The sequence below is a fragment of the Nocardia sichangensis genome, from assembly GCF_047200615.1.
In the GTDB taxonomy this organism is placed as follows: domain Bacteria; phylum Actinomycetota; class Actinomycetes; order Mycobacteriales; family Mycobacteriaceae; genus Nocardia; species Nocardia sichangensis.
Map to the genome: position 1 here is coordinate 1 of NZ_JBJZOK010000038.1, position 16022 is coordinate 16022.

The following is a 16022-nucleotide window of genomic DNA, read 5'->3' on the forward strand; positions in this document are numbered from 1 at the left end:
GCTAGTCGGCGGACACGGCCTCCCGGATGGCTTTCACGGCGGCGGTCGGGGCGTAGCCGGGGGGGACACCTTCGACGAGGATGAGGTCACCCTCGATGTGCCGCGTGCGCAGCGGTGCGATCTCCCGGTACGCGGGCGAGTCCCACCACGCTCGCGCCTCGGCGATCCCAGGGAAGCCCAGCATCACCACGGCGCCGGGCCAGCTGCCTTCTTTCACCTCGTGCGGTGTCGCGTGCACGAGGTAGTGGCCGCCATACGGCTCGAGGGTCGACGAAAGACGTTCCATGTAGTCCGCGATCTCCGGGTGCGCGGCGGCGTCCTGCAGGTGAGCTATGGCGTAAGCGGTCATAGCGTGATCGTGGCATGGCGATCGACCACAGTCGATTACCTGCCGGGTAAGCGGCGCTCGTCTCGCGGGAGAGTGCTGGGGAACCGACGAGCGGTAATACGAGCCCGCACAGAGCGCCCCGACACCGTGGTCACGGCTGGAACCGGTCCGTGGGCGCGGCGGTCGCCGTGCGGCCGTGCACCGGGAGGAGGTGCGGGCGTTTGGCGGTACGTCCGTCGCCGGAGGAGCGTCCGGTGAGCCGCCTACCGAGCCAAGGACCTAGGAAGGTTGCGGCCCAACGTATTTCGCTCCTCACCGTCGCCATTCGGGTGTCGGCGGGCAGCGGCGGCGTCAAGGGCGCGGCCCAGCTTTCGTCGGCGCCGGGTAGACCCAAGGCGTGGGCGAGAGCGTCGGCGATGCGCTGATGTCCGAGCGAGTTGGCGTGTAGCCGGTCGGTGCTCCACAGGCGGGGATCGGTGACGGCCGCGTGGTGGGCGGTTTCGGCGAGGACGACGCCGTGCCGTGCCGCCGAGGCGCGGATGCGCTGGTTGAGCGCGGTGACGCGACCGCCGAGCGGGCGCGCGAGCGGGGTGATGCGCGCGAGGTCGGGGAAGGTCAGCGTCGCCACGACCGCGCCGTTGGCGGTGAGGGCGGCGAACATCGCGTCCAAGTGTCCGGCGACCTCGTCGGCGTCGAAATTCGGCCGCAGCAGGTCGTTGACTCCGGCGACCACGGTCGCGAGGTCCGGTCGCAGCGCCAGGGCGGCATCGAGTTGCTCGGCGCGGATCTGCCGGGCGAGTTTGCCCCGAACCGCGAGATTGGCGTAGAGCAGGCCGGGATCGGCCTGCGCGAGGCGTTCGGCGAGCCGGTCGGCCAGGCCGCGCAATCCGGTCCTGTCGTCGCCGTCGCCGACGCCCTCGGTCTGACTGTCGCCGAGCGCGACATAGGTTCGGTAGGTCACAAGCCCAGCTCCACATCGGTGATCGGGTAGGCCACACACGAATGGGTGTAATCGAATCGAGCGTCGGAGAGCCGGAGTTTCGCCTCCTCGGCGTTGTGCACCTCACCCTTCAGAATCCGCACCCGGCACAGGCTGCATTCGCCGGAACGGCAGGCGGCCTCGGGACGAATACCGTTGTCTTCCAGAGCGTCCAGAAGTGGACGGTTGCGCGGGGTGCGGAAGGAGGTGTTGCCGACGGTGACGGTGACCTCCTGCGCCGGATCGATACCGGCGGGCCAGTGCGATTGGGCGGTGGGATCGCTGGGCGCGCCGTTGGCCTCGAAACGGATGCGTTTGCGCGGGTGGCCCAGCGCGGTGAGCTGCCCGAGGGCGTAGGGGTACAGCGCCTGCGGGCCGCACACGTAGACCATACGGCCGTCGAGTTCGCCCACCAGCCGGTCGATGGTTTCCGCGGTGAGGAAGCCGGTGGCTCCGGTCCAGCCGGCGGCGGGTTCGGCGATGACATGGTCTACGTCGATGCCGGGGTGGGTGGCGGCGATCTCGTCCAGTTCCGCGCCGAAGATGATGTCGGAGGCGTCGCGGGAGCCGTAGATCAGGTGGAAGGCGCGATCGAGGCCCAGATCGGCGATCTCACGAATCATGCTCATAGCCGGAGCCACGCCCGAACCGCCCGCGAGGAACACCACGGCGTTGCCGTGAAAAAGCGGGTTGTGGTGGAAGGTGCCCATCGGGCCGGTGGTGGTGAGCACCTGCCCGATCTCGGCGGTGTCGACGAGCAGGTTGCTGACGCGTCCGCCGGGGACACGGCGGACGGTGAGGTCGTAGTGGGTCAGCCGGGACGGGCTGGAGGAGATCGCGAACGGGCGGCTGGTGCCGTCGATGAAGACGTTCACGTACTGGCCCGCCAGGAAGGGCGGCAGCTCGAACCGGTCGGCGCGCTCGAGCCGCAAGGTCTTGGCGGTGGCGGTCTCCTCGATGATCGCGGTGACCACCAACCGCAGCCGCTTGGGGTGGTAGGCGTCGATGGTTGCGCGTGTTTCGGCGGAATAGTCGCGCGTATCGGGGACGCGGGCATCGATCTCGGCGAGGATCTCCGCCGCCCCGTCGAACCGTTCTGCGAGTGGGTGCTTCACGTAGTGTCCTCCGATCAGGCGGCTTTGGAGCGCAGGAGACGGCGGGCGACGCGCGCACCGGCCTCCAGGGTGGGCTGGAATCCGCCGATCCCGGCCCAGGAGCCGGCCAGATGGAGTCCGGGAACATGGGTTCGGCGTTCGCTGTCGCGGAACAGCCAGCCTTCGGTGGCGTCCTGGTCGTAGCCGTAGATCGCGCCGCCCGGATGCCCCAGGTAGCGCATCATGGTCAACGGTGTCGCGACGTCGACCTCTTCGATGGCGTCGCGGATGCCGGGGGTGACGGTTTCGCACAGGTCGAGCAGGGTTTCGGCGTAGGCGAACTTGGTGCGCGCGTACTCCGATGCGGCGATGTTCTTCCAGATGTCGGCGTACTGCAACGTCATCAGGCTGACGTGCGTGGCGCCGGCGGGCGCGAATCCGATCGGCGCGACATCGTAGGAGCTGACGCAGATGCCCCGCGCGGGCTCGAACGATTTCCATGCCCGGTAGGTGCGGTCGTCGTCGGCGTCCATGTTGACGAACGTCGTGCTGGTGGTGAAACCCAATTCGGCCGGAGTCGCGTCCAGACCCATGTGCAGCACGAAGCCGGAGACACCGATTCGCCTGGTGGCCAGATCGTTGCGCACCTCGGCGGGCACGTCGACGCCTTCGAGCATGCCGTAGGTGGTCGGCAGCGACGCGTTGGAGACGACGTCGGCAGCGGTGACCTCCGAACCGTCTTCCAGCCGCACACCCAGAGCCCGGCCGGATTCGGTGAGAACGGCCTCCACGCCGGTGTTGAACCGCACTTCGCCCCCCGCGGCGAGGAAGGCGTCGAGGATGGCGGTGGACATCGCCTGCGACCCACCGCGCACATGCCAGGGCTTGAACTCGAAGTAGGCGAACAGTGTCAGCGCCAGATCCTGGAATCGCAGTCTCGACGGCGGCTGCCCGAGATAGGTCCAGTACATGCCAAGCGCGACCTTGATGCGGTCGTCATCGAAGAACTCGTCGAGCACGTCCTTCAACGGCCGCAATCCGTACTCGAACAGCACCGGGTCGATCTGCTCGACCGGCATCCTCCGCATGGCGGCGATCTGCCAGAAGCTCACCTGCCGGATCAGGTCGAAGAATTTCGCGGCCCGGTCGCGGTTGCCGGGGAACTCGGCCTCGATGGCGGCGACCGCGCCGTCCCAGTCCGCGGGCAAGGTGAGATCCAGCCGACCGGGAATCACGGCACGATAGAGGTCGTGTTCCTGCACGAACTCCAGCTTGTCGGCGATGCCGAGTTGCTGGAACAGCCCTTCTCGCAACGACATCGGCTGCCCATCGATGCCAACGCCGGACAGCTGGTGCAACGCGACCTCGAACTCGAAACGTCCACGGCGAAAGGATGTTCCGCAGCCACCGGGAATATTGTGCCGCTCGAGCAGGAGGGTTCGCGCGCCCGCGCGCTGGAGGGTCGCGGCGGCGGTCAGCCCGGCATTGCCCGCGCCGATGACGATGGCGTCGTAGTCGCTCACGCTCCGGCGGCTTCCCGCTCGAGCTGTGCGGCGGCCTCGGCCTTGATCCGCTCGAACTGCTCACCCATACGCGCCGAGAGGGCCTGTGCCGCCGAGAGCGGACGCACCATGACCATGAAGTCGTCGATCTTGCCGTCCTCGTCGAAGTGCAGGAAGTCGCAGCCGGTCAGCCGCTTGCCGTCGACGGTGGCCTCGAACACGAACGCGTGATCACGACCGTTCGCGTCGGCGATCTCGCGCACATAGCGGAAATCTTCGAACACGCGGATCACCGCGCGCAGGATGGCCGCGGTGATCGCCTTGCCCGGGTACGGCTGGAATGCCACCGGACTGGTGAACACCACGTTGTCGGCCAGCAGCGCCTCGATGGCGGCCTCGTCACGAGCTTCCACGGCTGCGCGGAAGGGGTGCATCTCCCACCTCCTATACTCAAGAAATTTAATAGGTGACTTGAACCGTATCCAGGTCGAGTCAACCTGTCCATAGCTCGAAGGACAGATATTTGATTAATCTTCTCGAGTGGTAGCCTGAGCCGATGGCGCTACGTAACGCGGTGCTGGCCGCCCTGCTGGAGGGCGAGGCTTCCGGCTACGACCTGGCCAAGAGCTTCGACGCCTCGGTGGCCAACTTCTGGATGGCCACGCCCCAGCAGCTGTACAAGGAGCTGGAGCGGATGGCGGCCGATGGCCTCATCGAGACCCGGGTCGTGCAGCAGGAGCGCAGGCCCAACAAGCGCCTGCACGCCATCACCCCCGCCGGGCGCGCGGCTCTCCACGAATTCGTCGAGAAGCCGGCCAAGCCCACCGCCATCCGCGACGAGATGATGGTGAAGGTGCAGGGCATGGACGTCGAGGACGCCCCCGCCGTGCGTGCCGCGGTAGCGGACAAGCTGGAGTGGTCCAAGTCGAAACTGGCCCGCTACGAACGCCTGCGTTCCCGGTTGCTGGACGGCCGCAGCGAGCAGGCGTACCTGGCCGAGGCCGAGCGGGTCGGCCCCTATCTCACACTGCTGCGCGGAATCTCCTTCGAGCAGGAGAACATTCGATGGGGGGAGTTCACGCTGTCGGTGATCGATCGGCGGATCGCCGCGCACGTGTGACCGTCGCGGCGAAAAGCCCGCACCACCAGTCGATACGGCGTTCTTTCTACACCGGGACTCGGTCCGGTTCCGGTTCGCGGTCCTCGACCCGCTCAGTCGCGCTCGCCTGCGCGAGCGGACTTACCCGATGCAGCGCCGCGTATCCCACGCTCGCCAAGACCAGCGCGACGAATACCCCTAGGTTGCTGCTACCCAGGCCACCCGCGCGGGCGGCGGGCGTGAACAGGTAGCCGAGCAGCGGGCCGACATGCGGATCGGGCGAGGTGACCAAGCCGAGCCCGGCGATGGTCGCGACGATCAGACAGCCGACCCCGACGCGGTTCACCTTGCCGTAGCCGCCGACCGGGCTGTACAGGGCCGTCCGGTCGTAGCCGACGCGGCGACGCTGCCACAGGTCGACCACGAAGATTCCGGTCCATGCGGCCATCACCACACCGGTGGTGGTCAGGAACGCCTGGAACGGAGCGAAGAACCCGGGGGCCGCGAATGCCACATAGCCGCCGGCAGCGGCGATCAGGGCCGCGTCGATCAGAACGGTGTAGTGCCGGGATATCCGGACGCCCAACGTCTGCAGCGCGAGCCCGGAGGAGTAGAGGCCGATGATGGAGCCCGACACGAAGCCCACCAGCGCCAGGATCAGGTAGGGCACCAGAAACCAGGTGGGCAAGTGGGCCGACAGCGCGCTGATCGGATCGGTGGCCGCCGTCGCCGCGATGTCCGGATCCCCCGCCGCGAGCACCGTGCCGAGTCCCATCAGAACGAGGGCGGGAGCGGTGCCACCGAACGTGATCCAGCCGACCAGCGCGCGTTTGCCTGCGGCGCGGGGCAGGTAGCGGGTGTAGTCGGCCGCGCAGTTGACCCAGCTCAAGCCCAGCGTGTTGGCGACCAGCATCACCCCGCCCACGAACGCGCCCACGCTGACCTGTCCGTGCGTCGCGAACGAGATCCTGGGCAGCGTCAGCACTACATAGACCACCGACAGCGCGGTGAATGCGAGGGCGAACCACTTCTGGATCCGCAGGATCACGTGGCAGCCGTAGATTCCGATCACCGTGGTCACCACGATGACAGTGACGAGAGTGACGACCATGAGCGGCGCGGTGTCCATATCCGGGTCGAGCCGGTGTGCCACCGTGCGGGCCGCGAGGGTCGCCAGCACCGCCGAGAAGGTCTCCCATCCGACCAACGCCAGGTAGCTCAGCAGTGCCGGAATCTTGTTGCCGTGGAATCCGAACGCGGCGCGGCCGGCCACCATGGTCGCCGCTCCCCCTTGCTGCCCGGCCAGCGACACCAGGCCGAGCAGGAGGAAGGAGAGCACCGCGCCCACCGCGGCGGCCAGCGCCGCCACATGCCAGTCCAGGCCGAGTGCGGTGACGTACGGACCGAACGACACCAGGACCACATTGCAGCTGGTGCCCGCCCACGGCCAGAACAAGGCGCGTGGCTTGCCTCGACGTTCCTCGTCCGCGACCCATTCGGCGCCCTTGCGCTCGACGGACCAGTCCGACGGTTCTGCTGAACTCCCGACCATGTCGAATCCCATCGTCGAGGTGGGAGGAACCGCCGACCCAGTCTCACCACCGTGCACCTATATAACGTGCCGTTATGTGTTGGCCCATTGTAAGTGCGAGAACGCCGATGGGGAACCAAAGTTGATAGCACAACCAAAACCGCAGCGCGGTGGCTTCACGGCGTTGGAAGCTCCCGTGGACTGGTGACAGATGAGCGGCCGTGCGGTCGTCAGCTCACTAATGCCTGCGGCGACAGTGTCTTCAGCATCCCGTTCGCCCAGCGCAGTTGCCGCAGCGTTTGCGGGTGGCAGCGCTGACAGAGGTCGACCAATTCGAGGTCCTGTGCCGCTTGGGCTCCTTGGGCCAGCAGTTCCCAGTCGAGGGACACGCCCGCCGCGACGCGGTGCAGACGGCGCAGATCGGCGAGCAGAAGCAGGGCCGGTTCCGGCCGACGGCCCAACCGGGCGCTCAGACGTTCCTGCAGAGCCGCGCCGAGGGCGTCGGTGCGGGGCTCGGGGCGCAGCTTCAGCCCGTATCGGCGGCTCGCGTCGGCAAGGTCGGCGATGTGGTCGAGGGACCAGCGCCGAATGTCCAACGCCACGTGCCGGATTTCGTGTTCGGTGACGTGGCGTGCGGAGATCGCGGACAACTCCCGGGCGAGTTTGCGCTCGGATCGGTGCAATTCGCGCAGCGCGATGCGGAGTTTCATCGGTTCGGGACCTCGAGCAGTTCGTCGTCGAGTGCCGCGGTCCCGCCCACGGTGGCGGCGATCCCCGACGTGATCGGCGCGGACGCGGTGGCGGTGGGGGCAGGCGCCGGATGCCCGTCGGCGCCCGCGAGCCGTTCGAGCTTGGCGGCGGCGGTCTTGAAGATCGGCTGTTTGGAGGCGGGATCCCAGTCGGTGATGGTCATTTCGTTGGCTGCCCGCTCGCGCTCAGCGGCGGGCTCGTCCCAGTAGCCGTAGTGGAACGGCACGAACAGCACGCCGGTGCGAATGCCGGTGATCCGCGCCCGTGCCCGGATCGCGCCGCGCGGCGAGGAGATCCGCACCATATCGCCTTCGGCCACGCCGAGTTTCGTCGCGTCCTCGGTAGACAGTTCCACCCACACCTGCGGGGCGGCCGCCTGCAACTGCGGCGCACGCGCCGTCTTGGTGCGAGTGTGGAAGTGGTAGAGGGTGCGGCCGGTGATCAGGGCGAAGGGATAGTCGTCGCCGGGCTGCTCGTGCGGCGGAACATAGCGGGCGGCCTTGATGATCGCCTTGCCATCGGGATTGAGCGCGCGATACTCGGTCGGTTCCACCGGCGTTCCCGTGACCAGGTCCTTGCCGTAGCTTTCGCAGTACTGCGGGGAAGCGAAGAACTCGCCGTTTTCATACAGTCGCTCGGCCCCGTCGGGATGCTCGTCGTTGCAGGGCCATTGGATGCCGCTGCCGCCACGCAGGCGTTCGTAGGTGATCCCGGTGTAGTCGCAGGGCCGCCCGGCACTGCACTTCTTCCAAGCCTCGAACGCCGATTCCGGGTCGCGCCACGGCGGCAATGGGTCGCCGTCTTTGTCCCGGAAGTCCATGCGCCGGGCGTAGTCGAGGAAGATGTCCAGGTCCGCTCGCGCCTGACCGGGTGGGTCGATCGCTTTGTCGGAGATGTGCACGGTCCGATCGGCGTTGGTGAAGGTGCCGGTCTTCTCGCCCCAGGTCGCCGCGGGAAGGACGACGTCGGCGAGTTCGGCGGTTTCGGTCCGGAACAGATCCTGCACCACCAGAAACAGTCTCTCCTGAGCGAGAATGGACCGGATGCGGCCCAATTGCGGCAGTGACACCGCCGGATTGGTGGCGCTGATCCACAGCATTCGAATCGTGCCCTGCTCCGCGTAGCGGAAGATCTGCATCGCGTGCGTCGGGGGCGCGTAGTGCGGGATCCGGTGCGTCTCGATGTTCCACAGCTTCGCCAATTCGGCGACGTGCTCGTCGTTGGCCCAATTGCGGAAACCGGCCAAGTCGCCGTCCGCCCCGCACTCCCGGGTGTTCTCGGCGGTGGGTTGGCCGTTCATCTGCAATATCCCGCACCCCGGTTTGCCGAGCATCCCGCGCAGGATGTGAATGTTGTTGACCTGCACCGCAGCCGCCGTCGCCTGGTGGGATTGGTAGAAGCCCTGCAACACGGTCGACAGCAGTCGTCGCGCGGTGCCCACCAACTCGGCCGCCCTGCGCACGTCCGCGGCGGCGACGCCGCAGATCTCGGCCACCCGCTCCGGGGCGTAGGCGGCCACCGTCGAGGCCAATTCGTCGAATCCGACGGCGTGGGCGTCGATGTAGTCGCGGTCGATCCAGTCGCGCTCGATGATCTCGCGCAGCAATCCGTTCATCAGCGCGACATTCGTTCCCGGCAGCGGAGCCAGATGCACGGTCGCGGCCTTGGCTACGGGCGTCGGGCGCGGATCGACGCACAGCAACGCCGGGGGTTGCGCTCCGGCCAGGCGGTCGAGCATGCGTGTCCACAGGACGGTCTGGGTTTCGGCGACGTTGTGTCCGAACAACGCGATGACGTCGGCGTGGTCGACATCGGTGTAGCTGCCGGGCTGGCCGTCACTGGCGAACGACTCTTTGAGTGCCTGGGCCGCGGTGGCGGTGCACAACCGCGTGTTGCCGTCGAGATGATTGGTGCCGATCGCGCCGTGCGCGATCACACCGAGGGTGTAGTACTCCTCCAGGAACAGCTGCCCGCTGGTGTAGAAACCCAGCGCACTGGGCCCCTGCTCGGCGAGCAGCTCCTTGCTGCGCTGGACGACGCGGTTCATCGCCGTGTCCCAGTCGGTCTCGACCAAGCGCCCGCCGACACGGATCAGCGGCCTGGTCAGCCGGTCGGGTGACGCGTTCGCCTGCCATCCGAACAGGTCTTTCGGGCCGAGCCGACCGTGATTGACCCGGTCTCCCGCGCGTCCACGGACCCCGACGATGCCGCCGTCCTTGACGGCGATGTCCAGCGCATCACCGTTGCTGTGCAGGATCGACGCCGACTGTACCCACTCGTCGACGTCCTGCTCCCGAACTCCGTCCGCCAGATGCATGTCCACGCGGGCGGGCCACGGCTTTCCCGGTTCGTACGGCGTCCGGTGGCCCCAGGGTTCGGCTATGCGGTCGTGCCTGATCACGACCCGCGCATACCCCACACATGGTGCGGCAAACAGAGTCGGCGGGGTCGTGCCACACTGGCGTAGATGGAGCGAGCGAACGCTTTCCACGACGAGAGATCCGCACCCACCGCCGGTGGGGAGAGCACTCGCACGGTGATCGTCGCCTTCGGCGCGAACGTCGCGGTGGCGGTGGCCAAAACGGTCGCCGCGACGCTGTCCGGCTCGGCGTCCATGGTCGCCGAAGCCGCACATTCCTGGGCGGACACCGGCAACCAGATCTTCCTGCTCGTAGCCAACCGTCGAAGCGCTCGCACCGCGGACGCGAAACGACCCCTCGGGTACGGACGCGAGGCATATGTCTGGTCGTTGCTGGCGGCGGTGGGACTGTTCGTCGCGGGCGCCGCGGTGTCGGTGTGGCACGGGATCACCGAACTGCTGCACGAAGGTCGAGGTGGACAGGATTACGCGATCGCCTACCTCGTGCTCGCAATCGCCTTCGTCTTGGAGGGAACCTCGTGGCTACAGGCCACGCGGCAACTGGGCGGCGAGGCGGAGAGCTTCGATCAAGACATCCTCGAGTACGTACTGAAGACCTCCGATCCGACGTTGCGCGCGGTTTTCGCGGAGGACAGCGCCGCACTGATCGGCATCGTCATCGCCTTCGCGGGAATGGGGCTGCACCAGCTCACCGGCGTGGCGGCCTGGGACGCACTCGGATCGGTGCTCGTCGGCGTGCTGCTCGGGGTGATCGCCGTAGTGCTCATCGACCGTAACCGGCGCTTCCTGACCGGTGAGCCCGCCTCGCCCGAACTCCGCGCCGCCGCGGCGGCCCGCATCGAGGAGATGCCCGAAGTGGCCTCGGTGCGCTTCGTGCGCCTGGAATACGTCGGCCCTCGGCAGGTCTTCCTCGTCGCGAGCGTCGACCTGGTCGGCGACCCGGCCGAGTCGAGCATCGCCCTCACGCTGCGCGCGCTCGAGCGCGAACTCGAACGCAACCCGCATATCGCCGACGCGGTCCTCACGATCGCCGCTCCCGAGAACGACTGAAGCCGAACCTGCCGCCCGCTCCTCTGGGAGCGGCGGATCATACGGCGACGGTGTCGGTTTCGCGTCGCACCGCCATGACCGGACCCGAGCCACGGACGAGTAGCCGGGCGGCGAGCGCGAGCACGGCGCTGATCACGCTGGTGACCGCCATCGGGATTCCGGTCGCGGTGCCGCCGAGCCCGACCAGCGGGGACACCAGGGCGCCGAGCAGGAACTGGAGCGCGCCCAACAGGGCCGAGGCGCTGCCCGCGGCATGTGGGGCCCGGCCGACGGCCAGCGCGCTCGCCGTGCCGAGAATCGTCGTGAACGAGCTGACCAGGACGAACAGCACCGGCAGGATCAGCGCCGCCGAGGCGCCCGCGGCGAACAGAACCAGCAGCGCGACGCTCAGGACCAGGATCACGCCCTGCCCGGCCGACAGGATCGACTGCGGGCGGAAACGCTTGGTCAGCCGCGAGCTGAGCACGCCGACGGCCATCATGCCCAGCGCGTTGACGGCGAAGACCACCGTGTACTCGGCGGTCGACAGCCCGAGCACGTTCTCGATCACGAACGGGGACGCCGAGATATAGCCCATCAACCCGGCGAAGCCGAGCGCGAACACGAGGGTGTACCCGAGGTAGCCGCGATCGGCCACCAGGGTCCGCACCACGCGGCCGGTGGTGGCGAGCCCGCCGACGTGGCGGCGGTCGGCGGGCAGCGATTCCGGCACCACGAGCAGGGCGCCGCAGAACATCGCCAGGAAGATCGCGCTCAGGACCCAGAACTCGCTGCGCCAGCCGACCGGAACCAGCGCACCGCCCAGCAGGGGCGCGACCACCGGCGCGATGCCTCCGATGCTGGCGAACAGCGTGAAGATCCGCGCGGCCGCCGCGCCGCTCACGCGGTCGGCCGCCACTGCGCGGCCGATCACGATCCCGGCCGCGCCCGAAAAGCCTTGTGCGAAGCGCAGCACGACCAGCAGCCAGATGTTCGGCGCCAGCGCGCACAGCACCGTCATGACGGTCGCGGTCGCCGTGGCCAGCAACAGCGGCCGCCGCCGCCCGAACCGGTCGGACAGCGGCCCGATGACGAGCTGCCCCAGCGCCAACCCGATCAGGAAGGTCGTCAGTGTCAGTTGCACGCTCGACGCGCCGGTGTGCAGGTCGGCGGCCAACCCGGTGAACGACGGCAGATACATGTCGGTCGCGAACGGCGCCACCGCCGACAGCAGCCCCAGCACCACCAGCAGCGGTCCCGAGACCCCCGATGCGGTCGATTTCAGCACGACGACACCTCCAGATACTTATTTATGCATAAGTAATTTATCATGGAGGGTATGGGCCGTGAATCCGATCTGCGCGAGCTCGACGCCGCACTGCGAGAGCTCTCGCGCGCCGTACATCGCGCGGCCGAGCGCTTGACCCGGATGGAGCCGCTCACCCAGGCACAGGCCGAAGTACTCCGGGTGATCGTGCACGAGCCGGGTACCGTTCCCGGGCACCTGGCCGTGGTGACCGGCATGCGACCCAGCAACGTCAGCACCGTGCTGCGCCACCTGACCGAACTGGGACTGATCGAACGCGAGACCGACCCCGCCGACCGCCGCAGCAGCCGGATCCTGCCCACCCGCAAGGCGATCGAGAATGCCGCTCGCATCGACGCGGCGCGCACCCGCCTGGTTCTCGACGCGCTGGACACCGTCGACGAGACCGAGGTCGGCAGATTGCTGGCCGCGGTCCCCGCCCTGCGCAGCCTGGCGCACGCCCTGCACGACCGTGGCTGACCACCTGCCGAACGATCAGCGCTGCGCCGGACCCGCCGTCCGAAGTGAGCGGCGATGCCGATCGGTCGTCGTCGTGGACCATGGCCGAGTAGCGAATTCGCCTGGCAACGATGAGATTCGACATGGCCCTGATCGAGCGCGGTGGCGGTCACCACGCGCGAGGCCGGATGGGGACCGCCACTCCGGTGACTCCTGCCGGATGCTCGGATCGCACCCGCCGATCAGTTCGTGATGGCGTCGAACATGCCGGGCTGATAGGAACCTCCCGGCATGCGCGTGATCACGCCGAGCCGGTTGGAAGCGTTGATCATGGCGACCAGGTAGACCAGCGCGGCGATCTGGTCGTCGTCGTAGTGCTCGCGCACCTCGGCCCAGGTCTCGTCGGAGACGCCTCGGTAGGCGTCGGCGAGCCGGGTACCCTCCTCGGCCAGCGCCAGCGCGGCCCGTTCGGCCTCGGTGAACACGCTGGACTCGCGCCAGGCGGCGACCAGGTTGATGCGGACCGCGGCTTCACCGGCGGCCGCCAGGTCCTTGGTGTGCACGTCGGTGCACCAACCGCAGCCGTTGATCTGGCTTGCGCGCAGCTCCATCAGCTCCATCGTGGCCTTCGGCACCGTCGACTGCAGGATCGCCAGGCTGGTGTTCGCGAACCGCTTGCCGATCTTGGCGCCGATCTCGCTGTCGTTGAGATTGATACGGGGTCCCATGACGTGGTCCTCACTCGTGATGTCGTGTGCTGTGCACTGAACGAACACCAGACGTCGGCTGCCCGAGCCTCGTAACAGCGCACCGAAGTGACCTGCGCCACTGCGTATCGGTGTTACAAGACGGCAGGGACAGGCGTCTGATGGGTGACACAGCCGAGAGGGAACAGGAGCCACTTCATGGCCGACACATCGCAGAAGACGCCGGGCGATCACCACCCCGCCCCGGCTACCGCGGCGTTCGTCACCCACCGGAATCTGCTGTTCACCGTCGCCTACGAGATGCTCGGCTCGGCCGCCGACGCCGAGGACGTGCTGCAGGAGACCTGGCTGCGGTGGGCGGGCGTCGACCTCGGCACCGTCCAGGATCAGCGCGCGTACCTGGTGCGGATCGTCACCCGCCAGTCGCTCGACCGGTTGCGGACACTGGGGCGGCGCAAGGAGTCCTACGTCGGCCCGTGGTTGCCCGAGCCGCTGCTCACCGCGCCCGACGTGGCCGAGGACGTCGAACTCGCCGACAGCGTGTCGATGGCCATGCTGCTCGTGCTGGAGACGTTGACGCCGATCGAGCGAGCGGTCTTCGTACTGCGCGAGGTATTCGATCTGAGCTACGACGAGATCGCCGAAGCCGTCGACAAGAGCCCCGGCGCGGTCCGCCAGCTCGCGTACCGGGCCCGTGCGCACGTCGCGGCACGCCGACCGCGCGGAGTCGTTTCGCCCGCCGAGACCCGTAGCGCCCTCGAGGCGTTCCAGCGAGCGACCGAAACGGGCGATCTGCAGCATCTGCTCGACATCCTCGCGCCGGACGTCGTCCTGCTCGGTGATGGCGGCGGCGTCGTGCAGGCCACCCTCGCGCCCGTCCTCGGAGCCGACAGCGTGGCCAGGATACTGGCGGCCGGGCTGGGCAGGCTCGCCGCGGTGTCGAGGCAGCCCGCGCAGGTCAACGGATATCCGGCGCTGATCTTGCGGCGTGACGGCGAGATCGACACCGTCCTGGCGCTTCGCATCGACGACGGCCTCGTCACCGGCCTCTACGCCGTGCGCAATCCCGAGAAGCTGTCCCGCATGGAGCGCGAGACGGCGCTGTGCCGCTGACGAAGGAGAGGGTCCGGCATCGGCGCCCCGGCGTTGTAGACGGCGTCGAGGACGGGATATTTCCACACGCCACCGGAGAGCACGGCCCGGTCGCCGGACACGATCCGGAGCGAGGAGCCGCTGCGCTCGGCTCCCTCGAACAACCCGAGCGCTGGTAAGACTCTCGGACCCACGGAGAGCCCACTGCCACGAATGCCGCGGACAGCACCGCCCAGCGCGCCGGCAGCAACGGCAGCGCGGGCACACCGTCCTCCAACTGCCACGCCCGGCTGGGCCCTGGCCGCCGTGTCGGCGGGCCGCGATTGCCGATCGGCATGCCCGATATGGGCGGCCAGCCACAGCGACAGCCGGTCTCGCGGAAAGACTTCGAGGTCCGCTCGATAGATCTCGGGTGGGAAGAGGTGGTTGTCGGGGAACGGTTCGGCGTCGTAGTCGCACGGGAAACGAACGGTGTTCCGAAAACGAGTTTTCGATGTCCATCGATCGATTCATGCCGCGCGCGATCAGATTCGCTTGGCCTTTGATGAAGGCTCGACTCACTGCGGTGTGATCAATGTCGGAGGGCCAGCGGCGAGGCCGCCGACTCGCTGACCGATATCGACCACGCGTCGGGCGGACAGCTGGGCGGGTGAGCGGCACATGGTGCGCGACCGGATCGAGGAGATCCTCTCGCGGATGGATTCGCACATGGAAACCGAGGAGTGATCGCGGCGGGGGCGCGTCCGCGGCGGGCGGCAGTCACCGATCGGTGAGCCGGAGGGGGCCGCGTATCTGGCGGGCCACCGCGCGGAACCAGCCTATGTCGTGTCGGCCGCCCTCGGCGTCGAAGGCGGGCCGGAGTTCGTACCAGCGCAGGCCGGGGCGCAGGTGATGCACGCCGTGCAGGTTGAAGCTCAGCGCCAGTACTTCCAGTGGCGCGGGCAGTTTCAGGTTCAGCGCCTCGAGCGGCTCGTCGAGATCGGTGCCGTAGTGATAGGCGTTGTCCGACAGCGAGACGATCACGCCGCGCCCGGCCAGCGCCGCGAGCAACATCCACCAGTGCGGACCGTAGGCGGCGAACGCCGCACCGTGCAGCCCTACGACGGCGGCCGCGTCGACGCGGAACTGCCGGAACACCTCGGGTCGCGCGAGGCGTTCGAGTAGCGGCCCCGCCACCGTGTCCGGCCCGTCCATCGCCCGGGCGAGCCCGTGCACCGCCGCGACGGGCAACGCCGCCAGCATGATCGCCGCCACCTCGAGCAGATACAGCCCGCCGAACAGCCGCAGGTAGTACCCGGGCGCGACCTTCGCCCAGGTGGAACTCGCCGGGTCGTAGACCTCGGCCCGCTCCCGAGTCCGGTTGTAGCGGTGGTGCAGCAGGTGACCGGCTTTGAGCAGCGCGAACGGCGACCCGTACAGCACGGCGAGGACGCGGCCGTACCGGTCGTTGCGAGACCGCCAGTGGTGCAGATTGCCGTGCACGGCCTCGTGGATCACCGACCAGAATGTCGTCGTCAGCAGTAGCAACGGCAGCAGGGCCCAGCCCCATGCTGGGTCGCCGGGAATCAGCAGCGGGAGCCCGAAGAGCTGGGCGATATTCAGCACGACCGCCGTGGCGGTCAACCACGATCCGATCCGCCGTCCGTCGTCGCGCCGCTGCGCGTGGACAGCGCCACCGGTGCACCGTTCGGTCATCTCGCCCCCGGTCACCTCTCCGGTCTTCTCCGGAAACCGAGCGTGCACGACCTGCCCCACCAACACCCCTA

At 68.2% G+C, this 16022-nt stretch carries 15 protein-coding genes; 4 read left to right on the forward strand and 11 right to left on the reverse strand.

Annotation, left to right across the window (positions count from 1 at the left end; translation table 11 throughout):
- Window position 1: 1 nt before the first annotated feature.
- From ACL03I_RS34600 to ACL03I_RS34620, 5 genes are all read right to left on the reverse strand, one after another.
- Window positions 2-349: a DUF1330 domain-containing protein gene (locus ACL03I_RS34600; RefSeq protein WP_355081382.1), complete on the reverse strand. Its 348-nt coding sequence runs from the start codon at window positions 347-349 to the stop codon at window positions 2-4.
- A gap of 130 nt (window positions 350-479) precedes the next feature.
- A complete protein-coding gene (locus ACL03I_RS34605) occupies window positions 480-1289 on the reverse strand; it encodes an SGNH/GDSL hydrolase family protein (RefSeq protein ID WP_412808055.1) in 810 nt (269 codons plus the stop codon).
- The gene (locus tag ACL03I_RS34610) at window positions 1286-2422 is read right to left on the reverse strand and encodes a 2Fe-2S iron-sulfur cluster-binding protein (RefSeq protein ID WP_412808056.1); all 1137 of its coding nucleotides are present in this window, start codon (window positions 2420-2422) and stop codon (window positions 1286-1288) included. The genes ACL03I_RS34605 and ACL03I_RS34610 overlap by 4 nt, the downstream gene beginning before the upstream one ends.
- Window positions 2423-2436: 14 nt before the next feature.
- Complete coding sequence (locus tag ACL03I_RS34615) at window positions 2437-3924, reverse strand: phytoene desaturase family protein (protein WP_412808057.1); 1488 nt, start codon at window positions 3922-3924, stop codon at window positions 2437-2439.
- Window positions 3921-4337, reverse strand: coding sequence for a nuclear transport factor 2 family protein (locus ACL03I_RS34620; protein ID WP_379252583.1), 417 nt, complete (start codon window positions 4335-4337; stop codon window positions 3921-3923). The genes ACL03I_RS34615 and ACL03I_RS34620 overlap by 4 nt, the downstream gene beginning before the upstream one ends.
- Window positions 4338-4459: 122 nt before the next feature.
- Here ACL03I_RS34620 and ACL03I_RS34625 point away from each other — a divergent pair, with 122 nt between their 5' ends.
- The gene (locus tag ACL03I_RS34625) at window positions 4460-5023 is read left to right on the forward strand and encodes a PadR family transcriptional regulator (RefSeq protein ID WP_355080075.1); all 564 of its coding nucleotides are present in this window, start codon (window positions 4460-4462) and stop codon (window positions 5021-5023) included.
- A gap of 46 nt (window positions 5024-5069) precedes the next feature.
- Here the strand turns inward: ACL03I_RS34625 and ACL03I_RS34630 are convergent, their stop codons facing one another.
- From ACL03I_RS34630 to ACL03I_RS34640, 3 genes are all read right to left on the reverse strand, one after another.
- A complete protein-coding gene (locus ACL03I_RS34630; RefSeq protein ID WP_412808058.1) occupies window positions 5070-6554 on the reverse strand; it encodes a purine-cytosine permease family protein in 1485 nt (494 codons plus the stop codon).
- Between the two features lie 209 nt (window positions 6555-6763).
- Window positions 6764-7243 (reverse strand): hypothetical protein, encoded by a 480-nt coding sequence (locus tag ACL03I_RS34635; RefSeq protein WP_397281631.1) that lies wholly within the window; start codon window positions 7241-7243, stop codon window positions 6764-6766.
- A complete protein-coding gene (locus ACL03I_RS34640; RefSeq protein ID WP_412808085.1) occupies window positions 7240-9681 on the reverse strand; it encodes a molybdopterin oxidoreductase family protein in 2442 nt (813 codons plus the stop codon). Before ACL03I_RS34640 ends, ACL03I_RS34635 begins: the two co-directional genes overlap by 4 nt.
- A gap of 69 nt (window positions 9682-9750) precedes the next feature.
- Here ACL03I_RS34640 and ACL03I_RS34645 point away from each other — a divergent pair, with 69 nt between their 5' ends.
- Window positions 9751-10713: a cation diffusion facilitator family transporter gene (locus ACL03I_RS34645; RefSeq protein WP_412808059.1), complete on the forward strand. Its 963-nt coding sequence runs from the start codon at window positions 9751-9753 to the stop codon at window positions 10711-10713.
- Between the two features lie 37 nt (window positions 10714-10750).
- On the opposite strand, the gene ACL03I_RS34650 is transcribed toward ACL03I_RS34645, so the two are convergent.
- On the reverse strand, window positions 10751-11980 hold the full coding sequence (locus ACL03I_RS34650; protein ID WP_412808060.1) for a multidrug effflux MFS transporter: 1230 nt from the start codon (window positions 11978-11980) through the stop codon (window positions 10751-10753).
- Window positions 11981-12031: 51 nt separating this feature from the next.
- Between ACL03I_RS34650 and ACL03I_RS34655 the strand changes: the two genes are divergently transcribed.
- Window positions 12032-12478 (forward strand): MarR family winged helix-turn-helix transcriptional regulator, encoded by a 447-nt coding sequence (locus ACL03I_RS34655; RefSeq protein ID WP_412808061.1) that lies wholly within the window; start codon window positions 12032-12034, stop codon window positions 12476-12478.
- A gap of 221 nt (window positions 12479-12699) precedes the next feature.
- On the opposite strand, the gene ACL03I_RS34660 is transcribed toward ACL03I_RS34655, so the two are convergent.
- On the reverse strand, window positions 12700-13185 hold the full coding sequence (locus ACL03I_RS34660) for a carboxymuconolactone decarboxylase family protein (protein WP_364436447.1): 486 nt from the start codon (window positions 13183-13185) through the stop codon (window positions 12700-12702).
- Between the two features lie 177 nt (window positions 13186-13362).
- Here ACL03I_RS34660 and ACL03I_RS34665 point away from each other — a divergent pair, with 177 nt between their 5' ends.
- Window positions 13363-14277 (forward strand): RNA polymerase sigma-70 factor, encoded by a 915-nt coding sequence (locus ACL03I_RS34665; RefSeq protein ID WP_355080084.1) that lies wholly within the window; start codon window positions 13363-13365, stop codon window positions 14275-14277.
- Between the two features lie 738 nt (window positions 14278-15015).
- Here the strand turns inward: ACL03I_RS34665 and ACL03I_RS34670 are convergent.
- On the reverse strand, window positions 15016-16011 hold the full coding sequence (locus ACL03I_RS34670) for a fatty acid desaturase family protein (protein ID WP_412808062.1): 996 nt from the start codon (window positions 16009-16011) through the stop codon (window positions 15016-15018).
- Window positions 16012-16022: the final 11 nt, after the last annotated feature.

Excerpts from the sequence above, each read along its gene's own strand:
- ACL03I_RS34600 (WP_355081382.1), bottom strand. The coding sequence starts at position 349 with ATGACCGCTTACGCCATAGCTCACCTGCAGGACGCCGCCGCGCACCCG.
- ACL03I_RS34620 (WP_379252583.1), bottom strand. The coding sequence starts at position 4,337 with ATGCACCCCTTCCGCGCAGCCGTGGAAGCTCGTGACGAGGCCGCCATC.
- ACL03I_RS34625 (WP_355080075.1), top strand. The coding sequence starts at position 4,460 with ATGGCGCTACGTAACGCGGTGCTGGCCGCCCTGCTGGAGGGCGAGGCT.
- ACL03I_RS34630 (WP_412808058.1), bottom strand. The coding sequence starts at position 6,554 with ATGGTCGGGAGTTCAGCAGAACCGTCGGACTGGTCCGTCGAGCGCAAG.
- ACL03I_RS34635 (WP_397281631.1), bottom strand. The coding sequence starts at position 7,243 with ATGAAACTCCGCATCGCGCTGCGCGAATTGCACCGATCCGAGCGCAAA.
- ACL03I_RS34645 (WP_412808059.1), top strand. The coding sequence starts at position 9,751 with ATGGAGCGAGCGAACGCTTTCCACGACGAGAGATCCGCACCCACCGCC.
- ACL03I_RS34655 (WP_412808061.1), top strand. The coding sequence starts at position 12,032 with ATGGGCCGTGAATCCGATCTGCGCGAGCTCGACGCCGCACTGCGAGAG.
- ACL03I_RS34660 (WP_364436447.1), bottom strand. The coding sequence starts at position 13,185 with ATGGGACCCCGTATCAATCTCAACGACAGCGAGATCGGCGCCAAGATC.
- ACL03I_RS34665 (WP_355080084.1), top strand. The coding sequence starts at position 13,363 with ATGGCCGACACATCGCAGAAGACGCCGGGCGATCACCACCCCGCCCCG.